The organism is Flavobacterium sp. IB48, from assembly GCF_016405855.1.
In the GTDB taxonomy this organism is placed as follows: Bacteria; Bacteroidota; Bacteroidia; order Flavobacteriales; family Flavobacteriaceae; genus Flavobacterium; species Flavobacterium ginsengisoli.
The window spans coordinates 930,762-946,580 of sequence record NZ_JAEFCA010000001.1 but is presented as its reverse complement, the minus strand read 5'-3'; the positions used below and the strand labels follow the sequence as shown (position 1 = coordinate 946,580).

Annotated in this window: 11 protein-coding genes; 5 read left to right on the top strand and 6 right to left on the bottom strand. The window is 33.8% G+C overall.

Annotation, left to right across the window (positions count from 1 at the left end):
- Positions 1 to 157 precede the first annotated feature (157 nt).
- Positions 158 to 1,048, top strand: coding sequence for an AraC family transcriptional regulator (locus tag JC605_RS04065; RefSeq protein ID WP_198854986.1), 891 nt, complete (start codon positions 158 to 160; stop codon positions 1,046 to 1,048).
- A gap of 135 nt (positions 1,049 to 1,183) precedes the next feature.
- On the opposite strand, the gene JC605_RS04060 is transcribed toward JC605_RS04065, so the two are convergent.
- The 5 genes from JC605_RS04060 to JC605_RS04040 all read right to left on the bottom strand — a co-directional run bounded on the left by JC605_RS04060 (position 1,184) and on the right by JC605_RS04040 (position 7,517).
- Positions 1,184 to 1,963 carry an SDR family oxidoreductase gene (locus tag JC605_RS04060; protein ID WP_198854985.1) on the bottom strand — a complete coding sequence of 260 codons (780 nt, stop codon included), beginning with the start codon at positions 1,961 to 1,963 and terminating at the stop codon, positions 1,184 to 1,186.
- 291 nt (positions 1,964 to 2,254) lie between these two features.
- Complete coding sequence (locus JC605_RS04055; protein ID WP_198854984.1) at positions 2,255 to 3,940, bottom strand: sodium/sugar symporter; 1,686 nt, start codon at positions 3,938 to 3,940, stop codon at positions 2,255 to 2,257.
- Positions 3,941 to 4,193: 253 nt separating this feature from the next.
- On the bottom strand, positions 4,194 to 5,252 hold the full coding sequence (locus tag JC605_RS04050) for a UDP-glucose--hexose-1-phosphate uridylyltransferase (protein ID WP_198854983.1): 1,059 nt from the start codon (positions 5,250 to 5,252) through the stop codon (positions 4,194 to 4,196).
- Between the two features lie 16 nt (positions 5,253 to 5,268).
- Positions 5,269 to 6,429 (bottom strand): galactokinase, encoded by a 1,161-nt coding sequence (gene galK / locus JC605_RS04045; RefSeq protein WP_198854982.1) that lies wholly within the window; start codon positions 6,427 to 6,429, stop codon positions 5,269 to 5,271.
- Positions 6,430 to 6,464: 35 nt separating this feature from the next.
- Positions 6,465 to 7,517 carry an aldose epimerase family protein gene (locus tag JC605_RS04040; RefSeq protein ID WP_198854981.1) on the bottom strand — a complete coding sequence of 351 codons (1,053 nt, stop codon included), beginning with the start codon at positions 7,515 to 7,517 and terminating at the stop codon, positions 6,465 to 6,467.
- Positions 7,518 to 7,619: 102 nt separating this feature from the next.
- Here JC605_RS04040 and JC605_RS04035 point away from each other — a divergent pair, with 102 nt between their 5' ends.
- Complete coding sequence (locus tag JC605_RS04035; RefSeq protein ID WP_198854980.1) at positions 7,620 to 8,618, top strand: GntR family transcriptional regulator; 999 nt, start codon at positions 7,620 to 7,622, stop codon at positions 8,616 to 8,618.
- Positions 8,619 to 8,703: 85 nt separating this feature from the next.
- On the opposite strand, the gene JC605_RS04030 is transcribed toward JC605_RS04035, so the two are convergent.
- Entirely contained in the window at positions 8,704 to 9,393 is a 690-nt protein-coding gene (locus tag JC605_RS04030) for an NUDIX domain-containing protein (protein WP_198854979.1), read from the bottom strand.
- A 573-nt stretch (positions 9,394 to 9,966) separates the two neighbouring features.
- Between JC605_RS04030 and JC605_RS04025 the strand changes: the two genes are divergently transcribed.
- From JC605_RS04025 to JC605_RS04015, 3 genes are all read left to right on the top strand, one after another.
- The gene (locus JC605_RS04025) at positions 9,967 to 13,023 is read left to right on the top strand and encodes a TonB-dependent receptor (RefSeq protein ID WP_198854978.1); all 3,057 of its coding nucleotides are present in this window, start codon (positions 9,967 to 9,969) and stop codon (positions 13,021 to 13,023) included.
- 28 nt (positions 13,024 to 13,051) lie between these two features.
- Positions 13,052 to 14,614, top strand: a complete 1,563-nt coding sequence (locus tag JC605_RS04020; protein ID WP_198854977.1) for a RagB/SusD family nutrient uptake outer membrane protein — start codon at positions 13,052 to 13,054, stop codon at positions 14,612 to 14,614.
- A gap of 168 nt (positions 14,615 to 14,782) precedes the next feature.
- Positions 14,783 to 15,790 carry an arabinan endo-1,5-alpha-L-arabinosidase gene (locus tag JC605_RS04015; RefSeq protein ID WP_198854976.1) on the top strand — a complete coding sequence of 336 codons (1,008 nt, stop codon included), beginning with the start codon at positions 14,783 to 14,785 and terminating at the stop codon, positions 15,788 to 15,790.
- Positions 15,791 to 15,819 lie beyond the last annotated feature (29 nt).

Sequence of the window (15,819 nt, the reverse complement as noted above, 5' to 3'; positions counted from 1 at the left end):
TTTCTTTTTTTGTGTGACAGCTTTCTAAATTTAGAAGAAGTTAAAGACTTTATTCCCACTAAAAATTAGACAGTTTGCCGAAAATAAAAGTAGCCATTTTGGATATTCAAAATTAGTCTAATATTATCCTTATATAATCTTTTATTATCTTTGCAGAATGAAATTGGAACAAACCAAAATAGCGTCTTATCTCAACACCAAAGTTTCGGTGTTGAATCGTATTGAACCTTTTTTTCAAGCGCCGTTTCATTCGCATCCAGAATTGGAATTGGTGTATGTAAAAGAGAGTTATGGCAAGCGAATTATTGGAAATTCGGTTATGCCTTTTGCGCCTGGCGATATGGTTTTTTTAGGTTCTGATATTCCTCATGTTTGGCTGAATGATGAAAAATATTATCAGGGAATTGAGGATTTAAAAGCCAATTCGATTGTCGTATATTTTCATAAAGATATTTTTGGACCGACTTTTTACGAATTAAAAGAAACTCAGAAAATAAACGAACTTTTTTTTCAAGCAGGAAAAGGAATTTCAATTATCGGAAAAACGAATAAGCAAATTGCTAAAAAACTAGAGAAATTAGTTTCTAAAAAAGACTTCGAAGTAATTGTCGGACTTTTTGAGATTTTATCTATTCTTTCTGAAAGTCAGGATACGATTTATATCAATGATGAAATTTATTCGTTGATGCAGAAGGATTCGAAAGTAGATCGTCTTTCGGAGGTTTTTCAATATGTCAATAAAAATTATAAAAAGAATATTTCGTTAGAAGAAATTGCCGCTGTCGCAAATATGACAAGAACCTCTTTCTGTAGAATGTTCAGGGTAAAAACGAAAAAGAATTTTGTAGATTATCTGCACGAAATCAGAATCTCGAATGCTTGCAAATTGTTATTGGAAACGGATAAAAGTATGTCTGAGATTGCGTATGAATGCGGTTATAAAACAGCTTCAAACTTTAATAAACTCTTCAAAAAGGTTAAAGGAATTACGCCTTCCGATTTTAAAAATAATGCGAAGGTTAGTTTTGCCACAGATTATAAAGATTAAAAGGATTCCCTTTAGTTTGTCACCCTGAGCGAAGTCGAAGGGCGTTCCAATTGGACGTGGGCTTCGACTTCGCTCAGCCTGACAAAACTGGATTTAAAAATCATTCTAATCCTTTTAATCTGTGGCAAAAAAAAATTAAATGGAACGATCTAAATGGGTATAACCACCATCAACATAAATAATCTGTCCTGTTGTATGGCTTGATTTTTCAGACAATAAGAAAACTACCATATTTGCAATTTCTTCTGCTGTTGTCATTCTGTTTTCTAGCGGAATATTTTTGGTGATTGCCGCTAGTTTTTCTTCTTTATTTTCAAAAGTATTGATCCAGGTTTCGTAAAGCGGTGTGTAACATTCTGCTACGATTACGGCATTTACACGGATGCTGTATTTTAATAATTCAACTGCCCATTCTCTGGTTAAAGCATTTCTACCTCCGTTTGAAGCAGCGTACGCTGAGGTTCCGCCCTGACCAGTTTCGGCAGTTTTAGAACCAATGTTTACAATTGCTCCTTTTGATTCTTTAAGATACGGAAGAGCGTGTTGTGCCATTAAATAATAATGCACTAAATTTTTATGAAGAGAAGCAGCGAAATCTTCATAATTTCCGTTTTCTAATCCAACGCCATCATTAACTCCGGCATTGTTTACAAGTCCGTCAATGCGACCGAATTTTTCGATTACGGCTTCAACGGCTTTTTTGCAGTCTTCTGGTTTTGTTAAATCGGCGGCAACTTGGTGCGCTTCTTTTCCAATGGCTTTTAATTCTTCTACGGCTTTGATATTGTCATTTTCGTTACGTCCAACGATAAACGGAATGGCATTTTCTTCGGCTAAAACCTTAACGATTCCTAAACCGATTCCTTTTGCGCCTCCAGTAACGATAATGATTTTTTGGGTTAATGATAACTGCATGGTATTAATATATTATAATTTGTAATTCAGTTTTTTTGCCACAGATTAAAAGGATTAAAATGATTCTTTTTCTCTTCAATGTGTTTTTTTTTGCCACGACTCGAGCGATAGCGAATAGGCGAAGCAATTACACGAATTAACTCGAATTTTTTATTTGGAAAATTAATTCGTGGAAATTAGTGAAATTCGTGGCTATATTTTTTATTCAATGAATATACTTTAAAAAATTTACAGCTGTTGTTCATGACAAACAACAGCTGTAAAAATAGAGAGAATAGAACTGATAATTTATTACCAGAACTTAACATAAAGCGCAACAATAATCAATAATGTAATTACGATTAAGACTGTTGTTTGCGGTTTAACTTTAAACATTCCAGGTTCTGTCTCGAATGCTTTAGGGTTTACTTTTGGTCCAGCGAAACTTATTAGAATCATGGCAATCATTGTAAATAAGAATGATAATCCCATACAGATGTGGAACGGAATTTCAAAAGCTCCTTTTCCATTAGAGTATGCTGTGTATAAAAGTGTATCGTTTCCAAATAAAGCTGGAGCGTATTCGTTGAATAAAACAGATAATAAGAATCCTAGAATTACTCCCACGATTGCAGCTGTTCCAGTAGTTCTTTTCCAGAACATACCTAAGAAGAACATAGCAAAAACTCCAGGGCTGATGAATCCAGTATATTTTTGGATGTATGTAAATCCTCCAACGCCACCAATTCCTAAAACGTCATTCCATGTAAATAAAACAGCTAAAAGCATGGCAGCAAAAACGGCAAGACGTCCAATGTTTACTTGTTGTTTTTCGCCAGCATCTTTTTGGATGTATTTTTTGTGAACGTCTAATGTGTAGATTGTAGAAATACTATTTACTTTTCCAGCCAAAGAAGCTACGATTGCAGCTGTTAAAGCAGCAACTGAAAGTCCTTTTAATCCTGTTGGAAGGAAAGTTAATACAGCAGAATAAGCACCATCTTTACCTCCAACTAATTGTGGTAAATGTCCGTTTGTGTATAAAACGTAAGCAGCAATACCAGGAAGCATTACGATAAGTGGCATTAATAATTTTAACATACCAGCAAATAAAATTCCTGTACGTGCAGTTTGTAAATCTGCTCCAAGTGCTCTTTGTGTAATGTATTGGTTACATCCCCAGTAGTTTAAGTTGATGATCCAGATACCAGCGGCGTAAGATAACAATCCTGGGAAAGTTAAATATTTATCGATTTCAATCTGTGAAGATGCAGCAGTTGGTTTTGGAATAATCATTTTGAAATGCTCTGGAGCTTCTTTCATTAAAACTTTAAACCCAGCAATTGCATTTTCGCCAACGCCAAAATATTGTCCAACAGTTGTAAGAGCAATATAAGAAGTTACTAAACCTCCAATGATTAATACAGCAACTTGAATTACGTCTGTATAAGCTACAACTTTCATTCCTCCAAGAGAAATAAATAATGCAAATACAGCTAATCCGATCATGATTGCGTGAAGATATTGACCTCCAGCAAGACCGTTAATAGCAACAGCTCCTAAATATAAAATAGAAGTTAAGTTTACAAAAACATATAAGAACAACCAGAAAACTGCCATAATCAAAGCAGTAGATTCGTTGTAACGTGTTTTTAAGAATTGCGGCATCGTGTAGATCTTGTTTTTAAGATATACAGGAATAAACCATACAGCAACAATAATAAGTGCAATAGCAGCAAGCCATTCGTAAGCAGCAACAGCGATTCCTAAAAAGAAACCTTCACCGCTCATTCCGATGAACTGTTCTGCAGAGATATTAGAAGCAATAAGAGAAGCTCCAATTGCCCACCATGTTAAATTTCCTTCAGCCAAAAAGTAAGCTTTAGCATCTTGTTCGTCTTGTTTACGTTTACGGTAAACTGTGTAACCGTAGACCGAGACTACGATAAAGTAGATAATAAAAACCGCATAGTCTGCGAAAGCGAGGTTTTGGTTCATTGTTAGTAGTATTTTAAATAATTATTTATAGGGTTGTTTGTTTATGTGGTTTTAAATCAGTTTTTATGTTGTCAAATCTTGTTAAAAATGCAAGATGTGTTTTATTTCTGTTATTTTTTTGCGAAAATAAAAGCAGAAGCCAAATGTAAAATAAAAATTTAAAAATCAACCATTAGCAAATGTGTTTTTTACATTTATTCGTAGGTAATTGTGTTAAATTTTTATTTTTTGGCTTTATTACAACATTAAACGGTTAGGCTTTTACCAAACTTTTATAATGTACATCTGAAAGCTGTCTTAAAATTTCAGCACTTTTTTCAGGTGTAATGTCACGTTGCGATTCGCCTAACATTTCATATCCAACCATGAATTTCTTTACAGTTGCCGATCTTAACAATGGCGGGTAGAAATGCATGTGGAAGTGCCATTCTGGGTGAATTAAACCATCTGTTGGAGATTGGTGAATTCCTGAAGAATATGGAAATGAAGTATTAAATAAATTGTCATACTTCGTTGTAAGTTCCTTTAAGATTTTCGCGAAAGCGGTACTTTCGTCAGCTGTAAAATTGGTGATTTTGTTTACAGCTCTTTTGCTGATAATCATGGTTTCGTATGGCCAAATTGCCCAGAAAGGAACCAATGCAACAAAATGGTCATTCTCGATTACGATACGATCACCAGCTTTTAGTTCAGCTTTGACATAATCTTCTAATAATGTTTTTTGATTTTTGTCGTAGTATAATTTTAAGCTGTTCTGTGTTTTTTCAACCTGAGTAGGAAGAGACGACTGTGCCCAGATCTGACCGTGTGGATGCGGGTTGCTGCAACCCATAACGCTTCCTTTGTTTTCAAAAATCTGAACATGGTTAATGAATTTAATATTTCCTAAATCGGTATATTCTTTCTGCCAAGTTCTGATTATATTTTCAATATCAGCAATTTCCATCTCAGGTAAAGTTAGATCATGTCTTGGCGAGAAGCAGACTACTCTAGAAATTCCCTGTTCTGGTTTTGCTTTAAAGAATGTATGTTTAATATCTTCTTCAAAAATAATTTCGTCCTGCTTCATTGCGGCAAAATCATTTTCAAAAACAAAACTGCTTTCGTATTGTGGGTTATTCATTCCGTTGGCACGAACATTTCCTGGACACAAATAGCAAGTTGGGTCGTATTTAGGAAGTTCTTCGGTTGAAATAGTTTCATTTTGTCCCTGCCAAGGGCGTTTCGCACGATGAGGTGAAACTAAGACCCATTCGTTAATTAATGGGTTGAAGCGTCTGTGCGGATCTTCGTTAATGTCAAAATTTTTCATTGTACAGTGTGTGGTTTTAAAGTAGCGTTGTTCCGTTAGAGATTTTTACATCATAGAATTTTAATTCAATTCCAAATGTATCCAAATAAAGCTTAGAGAACTTACGCTTAACCTCATTTTCATTTCCTTTTTTAACTAAATTGATAGTACAACCTCCAAAACCGCCTCCCATTAGTCTAGAACCAACTATGGCATCGTCTTCTTTTGCTGTATCTACAAGCATGTCTAATTCTTCGCAGCTTACCTCATATTCTTGAGATAAACCATAATGCGTTTCAAAAAGCAATTTGCCTAAAAGTTCAATATTTCCTTCGTCTAAAGCTTTGCAGGCTTTGATAACGCGATTGATTTCTTTTACAACAAAATGAACTCTTGAAAATACTTTTTCGGTCATTTTATCTTTAAGACTTAAAACCTGCTCTTCGGTCGCATCTCTAAAACTTTTTACTTCTGGAAAATGGCTTTTTATAATCGATAAACCTTCTTCGCATTCGATTCTTCTAGTGTTGTATTCTGATGTAAAAAGAGAATGTTTTACATTAGAATCAAATAAAATTAGAGAATAATCTTTGAAGTCGGCATTGTGATATTCAAAATCTAAATTGTTGCAATCTAATTGGATTACTTTATTTTCTAGGCCGTGAACACTCGAAAATTGATCCATAATTCCGCAGTTGATTCCAACCCAATGTTCTGCTTTTTGTCCTAATAATGAAATGTCTTTTTTCTCAATTTTTAAATCAAAAAGAGATTTGATTCCGAAAATCATCCCGCATTCTAAAGCTGCCGAAGAAGACAATCCAGAACCAACCGGAATATTACTGCTGAAAACGCAATTGAAACCGTCAAAAGAAAATCCGTTATCTTGTAATTGTTTAATTACGCCACGAATATAATTAGTCCAAACTACATCACTTAGTTTTACTTCTTGAGTCAAATCGATTTCAAATTCTTCATTTAAATCGATAGCAATTATTTTAGAAGTTTTGGTATTGTTTTTTTCAAAAGCAAAACAAATTACTTTGTCAATTGCAGCAGGTAAAACATAACCATCATTGTAGTCAATATGCTCTCCTATGATGTTGATTCTACCAGGAGAAAGTACCGTTTTTTGAGGAGAAGATCCAAAAGATTTCTCAAAAAAAGCAACGGTATTCTGTATTAAAATATCATTCATTATATAGTTAGTGTATTGTGGTTTTTGGAATTGTATTAGTTTAAATTTTCAAATTTGTAAAGTGTTTTTTGCGTGTATTCTTCGCCTTTTTTCAAAACTGCATTCGGAAAGTGAGCCTGATTTGGAGCATCTGGGAAATTTTGAGTTTCGAAACAAATTCCGCTTTGTGCATGATAATCTACATTTTCTTTTCCTTTTAGTTTTCCGAAACAATTTCCGCCTACATATATATGTACACTTGGTTGATCGGTGTAGACATTCATTCTCAGTTTATTTTTTAAGCTGATTAATTGTCCAACGATTTCTGTTTTAGAATTTACTACAAAAGAGTTGTCAATAGGAAACGGACAGCTTTTTGGATTTCTAAAATCAAAATCATGATTGGTTAAATCGGTAAAGTTTCCAGTTGGAATATTGTCTGTATTAGTTTCTAGCATTTTAGCCGATTTAATAAACATTTGCTGTTCTAAAACATTTCCGTCATGTCCATCAAGGTTAAAATAACTGTGATGCGTTAAATTGATAACGGTGTCTTCTGTTGAAGTTGCTTTGTATTCTAACTTCAATTCATTTTCTTCAGTTAAAGTATACGTTAAATAAACGGTCATTTCTCCAGGAAAATTTTCTTCTAAATGTTCGCTCAAAAGACCAAAAGTAATTGATGGATTTTCACCAGAAGTTGCATTAACAACACTCCAAGCTTTTCTTCCAAATCCCATAACTCCTCCGTGAAGCGTGTTGCCATTATTGTTTCCGTCTAGCTGAAACTTTTTATCAGCAAGGCTAAAAGTCGCATTATGAATACGACCAGCGTAACGGCCAACTGTAGTTCCAAAATAAGGAGCGCTTGGCAAATTATAAGATTCTAAATATGCTTCTAGATTGTCAAAGCCTAAAACAACATCTACCAGTTTTCCATTTACTGGAATTTGGATCGAAGTTACCGTTGCACCATAATTGATGACTTGAACTTTCATTCCGTTTTTATTAACCAGATCAAAAGAATAAATTTCTTCTTTATTGGGCATTAAACCAAACAATTTGCAATTGTGAGTCTCCTTTAAATGCGATATGTGTTTTATTTCCATATAATTTTTACCAAAAATGAAATCCAAAAATAGAAACATTTATTATTTTTGCATACCAGTACCTACCAGTTTTTAATCTTTATAGTCAAAATGACTTTTATTATGAACATTATTTCAATTCAAAATAACATTGGTCTGCCAAAATATAAGCAGATTATTCTTTCAATCGAAAAAGCGATTGAAGAGGGAAATTTAATTAAAGGAGATAGGCTTCCGTCGGTAAATAAAGTCTGTTTGGCTTTCTCTTTATCGCGAGATACGGTCTTGCTGGCGTATGACGAATTGAAGAAAAGAGGTATTATTTACGCCATTCCAGGAAAGGGATATTACGTTAAAAGCGTTGAAATCACTATAACTCAGAAGGTTTTTTTACTTTTTGATGAATTGAATATTTTCAAAGAAGATATTTATAATTCGTTTTTAAAAAACATTGGAAAAAATGTTCAGGTCGATATTTTCTTTCATCATTTTAATGTTCAGGTTTTCAAAAAACTGATAAATGATAGCAATGGAAATTATACAAAATATATTATTATGCCGACAAACTTAAACGATGTCGTAGATTCTATAAAAACCCTACCAGTAAGCGACGTAATTATTTTGGATCAGACCAATTCGGATTTGAAAATGTTTCCTGCGATTTACCAAAATCACCAAAAAGATATTTATGAAGGTTTGATGAAAGGCAAATCAAGATTATCAAAATACAAGAAACTAATTTTAATTTTCCCTGGTTTTAGAGAACCTCCTGGAATGAAATTGGGCTTTGAATCGTTTTGTAAAGAGTTTGGTTTCGATTATGCAATTATTTCAGATTTTAGCAATCAGTCTATCGCTTTAGGAGATTTATATATTATTCCGCATGATCGCGATTTACTTTTGGTAATAGAAAATGCGATTAATAGAAACTTAAAGCTAGGTGAAGATTTTGGAATTATATCGTATAATGAAACTCCATTGAAGAAAATTGCAGCAAACGGAATTACTACAATTTCAACCAACTTTGAAGTGATGGGAAAAATTTTGGCCGATATGGTTTTGAAAGGAACAAAAGAGCAGATCGAAAATAGATCTGCTCTTATATTGCGTAATTCGCTATAAATTTCTCCCGCAGATTTAGCAGATGCAGGAGATTTTTTTATTAAATCAGCCAAATCTCCTAAATCTGCGAGAGAATAAATAAGGTTTATAAATTCAATACAAAATTATTGAGTAGTTTTTCTTCGTATTTTTCTTTGTTGAAAGTATATAAATAAGAACCTTTTCGAGAAGACTGCATGTCTTTTTCTTCTAGTTTATTTAAGATTTCCAAAGAGTTTATTTTACTAATGAAATTTCTTTTGTCTAATTCTTTGCTCAAAATAGCTTCGTACAATTCTAAAAGCTGGCGCATTGTGAATTTCTCCGGAAGCAATTCGAAACCAATAGGTTTGATAGAAGTTTTGTAGCGAAGTCTCTTTATTGCATTTTCGACCATTTCGTTGTGGTCAAAAATTAAGTTTGGTGCATCATTAATAGGAAACCATTCTGCATGATAATTCTGAATCAATTCTGCATTATGGTTTTCGATATTAATTAAAGCAAAATAAGAAACCGAAATGGTTCGTTCTACTGGGTCACGATCTATTTCGCTGTAAGCATACAGTTGTTCCATATAAATATCGTTAAGACCTGTATAGGTATTTAAGATTCTAGTTGCGGCAGCGTCTAAAACTTCATCTCGTTTTAGAAACCCACCAATTAAGGACCATTTTCCTTTTTCAGGCTCAAAATCTCTTTGAATCAAAAGGATTTTCAGACCATCATTATCGAATCCGAAAATGATGCAGTCTACTGCCAGTAAAACTTTATCAGCAGAGCTATAACTATTTAGCATATATAATTAATTTGGATGGGTAAATATATGAACTTATTAAAACGTATCATAATTTATTAATGTAGATTTTACACTTACATAATTAACTACTCAAATGTAGCCTTAAAAAAATTACTTTTCACATAAAAATAACATACAAATTAGTTTTTTAAGATTTTTTTAAGAAAAAAACAGGACAGTCAAGGATAGTTTTTTGCAAAAATAGATTCTGTTTAATTAGAAACCCATCAAAATAAACAATCTTTTACTTACAAAATATTCTTTTTTTCGAATTCAAAGCATTAAAAAACAGATTATTTATGCTTTTTTTCATTTACCTCTTTTTTTGCTTAAAAAACGACTTTTTGATTAAAAGTGTATTTTTTACACAATTAAAATCAATAAAACGGCCGTTTTTTTGAAAAAACTTTGATTTTTTAAATGTTAATTCAACACTTAATTTACGATATGTGTTTTTTTTAGGCTGTTTTTTTGTGATATTAATTTGTTTACGTGGTTTTTTTTTAGTTAAATTTACAAATGTAAGATTAACACTTATTAACTAAACCACTAACCAATCTTAACTAAACCATTATGATTACAAAACAAAAATTACTTTTGTATTGCAATTTTCTATTGCCAAAAACAAATTGGATTTTAGCAGTATTAATGCTATTATTCTCTGTTAATCAAATGTCTGCTCAAGGCAAAACGATAACAGGAGTTGTAACATCGGCACAAGACAACCTTCCTTTGCCGGGTGTAAACATTATAATAAAAGGAACCAAAACAGTTACTACAACTGGATTTGATGGAGAGTATTCGATTAAAGCATCTCCAACTGATGTTTTAGTTTTTTCATTTATAGGATTTCAGAATAAAGAAATAGCTGTAGGAAGTCAATCTAAACTTGATATAGCTTTAGGTGAAGATACCAATAAACTGAATGAAGTAGTTGTTATTGGTTACGGAACTCAAAAGAAATCTGACTTAACAGGTTCTGTAAGTGTCGTTAATTTAGAATCGGCTAAAAAGGTAGTTACTTATGATGCTGCAAAAATGCTTCAAGGGCAAGTTCCGGGTGTTACGGTACAATCTTCAGGAGAGCCAGGAGGTTTTGTAAATGTGAAGATTAGAGGTATAACTTCATTCAGTAACAATAATCCGCTTTTTGTAATCGACGGAATTATGGTCGATTCACCTTATGATTTTGCTCCAGGAGAAATAGAATCGATGCAGGTTTTAAAAGATGCTTCTTCTGCTGCTATTTATGGTGTGCGCGGTGCAAATGGTGTTGTAATTATTACGACTAAAAAAGGAAGACAAGGTAAAATGGATATTAAATTCAAGTCTATTGTTGGTCTTCAAAATGTTGCTAAAAAATGGGATGTTACAGATCGCGAGGGTTACCAAAAAATTACTAGCGAGGCTGAGAGAAATAGAGATATTAGAGCAGGCGTTCCTGTAAGTATCGCTCCAGGAAATGATCCTAATAGCCCATCTTATATTTCAAATGTAAATACAGATTGGCAGAAAGAATCTTTTCAGACAGGTGTTGTGCAAAATCAAGCTTTGACATTAACTGGAGGAGCAGAAAGTATTGCATATAGTTTTAATGTTGACTATTTTAAAAATACAAGTTACATTAAAACACCTCAGGACTATGAGAGATTGTCAACGAATTTAAATTTAAATGGGAAAAAAGGGAAATTTAAATATGGTGCAAAAATAGCTTACACACAATCTGATAAAGAAATTTTTAATGAGTATAATGCAGGTCAGACTGTTGTAAGTGACATTTTAGGAGCTATTCCAACTATGCCAGTTTACGACGCAAATAGACTTGGAGGTTATGGTGGTACAGACAACTTAACTCAGAGAGCTATTTCTATGAACCCAATAGGATACAACAATCTAATTACTAATAATGGAAAAAGAAACCGTTTTATTGGAGATGCTTGGGGAGAAATTGAAATTGTAAAAGGTCTTAAATATAAATTGGACGTAAGCTACGACAGAACAGATTGGGAAAACAGAAAGTTTATTCCGCCAAGTGACTTAGGATGGTATTACATTACAACAAATGATGAGGCATCTCTAGATGTTGAAACGGGTAATGAGTTAAGAACTTTCTTGAATAATTTATTAACGTATGAAATTACTTTAGGTAAACATAAAATTGATGCTCTTGCAGGTTGGATTCAAGAAAAAAGAGATTACCACCGATATAATATGAGAGGTGTTGGTTATACTCCAGGCGAAATCCCAATGCTTCAATATGCAGATTCTAGAAACGCATCTGAATACAAATTTACGATTACAGGAATATCATATATAAGCAGATTAAATTATGCTTATGATGACAGATATTTATTGCAGGCTAATTTTAGACAAGATAAAACATCTCTTTTCAGCGAAAAAAATAATTCAGCAAACTTTTACTCTTTTTCAGGAGGATGGAAACTTAGTAACGAAAAATTCTGGACATTACCAGAATGGATAAGCAATATTAAACTAAGAGGTGGTTATGGTACTTTAGGTAATAATACTATTTCTCAATATTTCTTTGCTTCAACAGTAAACAGTTTTGCAGGTTATGATTTTAATAATGAGCTTGCTCCTGGAACTACTGTAGTAGCAGCACTTGACCCAAATGTAAAATGGGAAAAATCTACAAACTCAAATGTTGGTATTGAATTAGGTTTCTTAAACAACGATTTACAATTTACAGCAGAATATTTTGTAAAGAAATCAAACGATTTGTTATTAGGAGTTCCGCTTCCATATTCAACAGGAGCATTTCCTGCAAGTGTGACAACAAATGCGGGAGCAATGAAAAACTCAGGGGTAGAATTTACAGCATCTTATAGCAATCATCATCATAAATTTAAATATGATATTTCTGGAAACTTCGGAACACTTAAAAATGAAGTTACTAAAATTGGTGTAAATGGAAATCCTATTTATGGAGCAGTTTCTAAAACTGAAGTAGGAAGATCTGTGGGTGAATTATTTGCTTGGGAAGCAATTGGAATTTTCCAAAATGCTGCTGAAGTTGCATCTTCTCCAACCCAAACAGGTGCAGCTCCTGGAGATGTAAAATTTAGAGATGTAAATGGCGACGGAGCGATAACAGACGCAGATAGAACTTTTCAGGGGGTAACAATTCCTAAATATGGTTTCGGACTTAATTTTAGTGCAAGTTATTCAAACTTTGATTTCTCAATGTTTTGGCAAGGAGCAGGTGGTAATAAAGTATTTAGTGCTATGTACCGAAATTTAATGATCGGACAATATACAAACCATCATACAGACGAATTAAATTACTGGACACCAACTAATACCAATACAAATATTCCTGCTCCAGTTATTGGAGATCCAAACGGAAATAGCAGAGATTCAAACAGATTTATTGAAAGTGGTGATTATGTGAAACTGCAAACAATGGAAATCGGGTATAATATTCCAATCAAAGATAAATTTATTGAAAAAGCTAAGGTTTACCTAAATGGTCAAAACCTGTTGATTATCTCTAAATATAAAGGATACGATCCAGACTTTAATAGTGACGGATTGCTTTCAAGAGGATATGATGCAGGATCTTTCCCAAATCCAAGAACAATTTCTTTAGGAGTAGAAGTAAGCTTCTAACCAGGTCTAACCATTAAAACGTATTAAAATGAAATCTAAAATTTTTAGCTATATAACCGTTTTTCTTTCACTAGCCTTGGTAACCACAAGCTGTGTTGATAACGAAGATTTGACTCAATTAGACCCAAATAATAATGCAGTCGATAATTTTTGGAAAACAGATGAAGATGCATTGCAAGGTGTAAATGCAGCTTACGGAAGTTTATTAACAGATGGTACTTACATGAGAAGTACACCATTATTATTAGATGTAAAAGCAGATGATTCGCGTACAAATAGCCCTTGGGGTTCTATGTATAATGTTGGACATTTCAATTCTAATGTTGCAGATGCAGCTATTTACGGATGGGCTTACGAAACTTATTACCAAGGTATTTATCGTGCTAATCAAGTTTTAACAAATGTACCAGGAATTGATTTTGAAGACGAAGCTTTAAAAAACAGAATAATAGGACAGGCTTATTTCTTAAGAGGATTGTTCTTTTTCCATGCTGTAAACATGTTTAAAAATGTACCTCTTCCAACAGAATTGGCGGTTTATTATCCTCAAAAAACACAAGAAGAAGGTTGGGCGCAAGTTATCTCAGACTTTAAAGCCGCTGCCGAATTACTTCCAAATTCTTATACTGGAATTTCAGGATTAGATGCAGGACAAAAAGGACGCGCTACAAAAGGTGCTGCTTTAGGATATTTAGGAAAAGCATATTTGTTTACTAAAGATTTTTCTAATGCAAAAACAACTTTTAAACAAGTAATAGATTTGGGAGTTTATTCTCTAGTTGCAAATTATCGTGATAACTTCACAACAGCAAACGAAAATAATTCAGAATCTCTTTTTGAAGTGCAATTCAGCCGTGATGCCGGAGGAGTTGATTTAGGTTGGGGAGGTGCGCCAGCTTCAGGATGGGGAAAAACATCGGCAAGAGCAATTACGTATGCGCCACGTGCTTTTGGATGGACAGACGTACAGCCAACTTGGGCATTATTCAATGAATTTAAAGAAGAAAAAACAAAAACAGGAGCAGATGACCCTCGTTTAGATGCTACTATTTTCTACAACAAACCAGGCGGAATGCAATTGTATGGAAAAGATTTTGCAACATTTTATGCTTCAAGTCCAGCCGATTTAAATGATTTATTCTGTAGAAAATATCAAAACTCTGACGGACAATTTGCAGATGAATACGATTGGCGTTCAGGAATCAATGAGCGTTTATTAAGATACGCTGATGTTCTTTTAATGTATGCAGAATGTTTAAACGAAACAGGAGATACACCAGGAGCATACACTTATATTCAGATGGTAAGAGATAGAGTAAATCTTCCTGATTTGGCAACTACAAAGCCAGGAATGTCTCAAGCGCAAATGAGAGAACAAATTGGCCACGAAAGATTCTTAGAATTCCCTCTTGAAGGACACCGTTTTGATGATATTCGTCGTTGGGGATGGCTTCAGGATCCAACTAAATTAGCTTGGTTAAAATCGAGAGATGCTGAGTTTAATTCGTATACAGCAGGAAGAGAATATTTCCCAATTCCACAATTAGAAATGGATAACAATCCAGGAACAATCCAAAACGACAGTTATTAAGTTTACAGTCTCGGTTCTGTATACTCTAACTGAAAACTGAGACTAAAAATATTTTGAGTTAGTTAAATACCTAATATCATGTGAAGGTGTGGATTCTTCACATGATATTATGCCTTAGAATTTGGAATACAAGAAAATTAATTTTTAACAGTAACTAAAATTAGAACAATGAAAACAATTACAAGTTTGGTTTTATTAGCGATATTATTTGGGAGTTGTCAAAATGAAGAGATTGTCCCAACACAAGAAGGAACAACAGCAGTTGTAAATGCTCAGGATTCACAGGTTACCAATTCAACAGCAAAGACAGTCAGCGGAAATGTGCCATCGCACGATCCAAGTACGATTGTAAAAAGCGGTGTTAATTATTATGTTTTTACTACGGGAGATAATATTCCAATGACTTATTCAACAAATTTAACCAGCTGGACATGGGGAACATCAGTATTCTCATCAACTCCAAGTTGGATTACAGGATATGTTCCAGGATTCGTTAAAACGTTCTGGGCACCAGATGTTGCTTGGTTTAATAACAGATGGAATATGTATTATTCATGCTCAACATTTGGTTCGGCGACATCAGCAATCGGATTGGTTACAACGCCAGCTATTTCGCAGAGCGCAGGAACAACATGGACAGATAGAGGCGTAGTCGTTTCTTCGTCATCAGCATCAGACGTGAATGCAATAGATCCTTCTATTTTGGTTGATGGAAGCAATGTCTATATGGCTTACGGTTCGTGGCATGCAGGCATTGGAGTTATCCAAATTAATCCTTCAACAGGAAAAACAACTGGAAGCAGAACGATTGTCGCTGGAGGAAACAGCGCATCTTGGGAAGCTCCTTGTTTAATTAAAGAAGGAAGCTATTATTATATGTTTGTAAACCGAGGCACTTGCTGTAATGGTGTAAACAGTACTTATTATATTGTAGTAGGACGTTCTACAAGTCCGTTTGGACCTTTCGTTGATAAAAACGGAGTGGCATTAACCAATGGCGGAGGTACAACCGTTTTAGCTACGCAAGGAAATTATATTGGTCCTGGACATTTGTCTAGAATTACAGGAACGCAGAAGGGATCTGTTCATTATTATGACGGAGCTGACAGCGGAAACCCAAAACTCGAAATCGTATATTTTACTTGGTCATCTGGATGGCCAACACTTTCTTATTAAAAAACTAAAATTCAGAGGAAAGTCTTCGG

Excerpts from the sequence above, each read along its gene's own strand:
- JC605_RS04065 (WP_198854986.1), top strand. The coding sequence starts at position 158 with ATGAAATTGGAACAAACCAAAATAGCGTCTTATCTCAACACCAAAGTT.
- JC605_RS04060 (WP_198854985.1), bottom strand. The coding sequence starts at position 1,963 with ATGCAGTTATCATTAACCCAAAAAATCATTATCGTTACTGGAGGCGCA.
- JC605_RS04055 (WP_198854984.1), bottom strand. The coding sequence starts at position 3,940 with ATGAACCAAAACCTCGCTTTCGCAGACTATGCGGTTTTTATTATCTAC.
- JC605_RS04050 (WP_198854983.1), bottom strand. The coding sequence starts at position 5,252 with ATGAAAAATTTTGACATTAACGAAGATCCGCACAGACGCTTCAACCCA.
- galK (WP_198854982.1), bottom strand. The coding sequence starts at position 6,429 with ATGAATGATATTTTAATACAGAATACCGTTGCTTTTTTTGAGAAATCT.
- JC605_RS04040 (WP_198854981.1), bottom strand. The coding sequence starts at position 7,517 with ATGGAAATAAAACACATATCGCATTTAAAGGAGACTCACAATTGCAAA.
- JC605_RS04035 (WP_198854980.1), top strand. The coding sequence starts at position 7,620 with ATGAACATTATTTCAATTCAAAATAACATTGGTCTGCCAAAATATAAG.
- JC605_RS04030 (WP_198854979.1), bottom strand. The coding sequence starts at position 9,393 with ATGCTAAATAGTTATAGCTCTGCTGATAAAGTTTTACTGGCAGTAGAC.
- JC605_RS04025 (WP_198854978.1), top strand. The coding sequence starts at position 9,967 with ATGATTACAAAACAAAAATTACTTTTGTATTGCAATTTTCTATTGCCA.
- JC605_RS04020 (WP_198854977.1), top strand. The coding sequence starts at position 13,052 with ATGAAATCTAAAATTTTTAGCTATATAACCGTTTTTCTTTCACTAGCC.
- JC605_RS04015 (WP_198854976.1), top strand. The coding sequence starts at position 14,783 with ATGAAAACAATTACAAGTTTGGTTTTATTAGCGATATTATTTGGGAGT.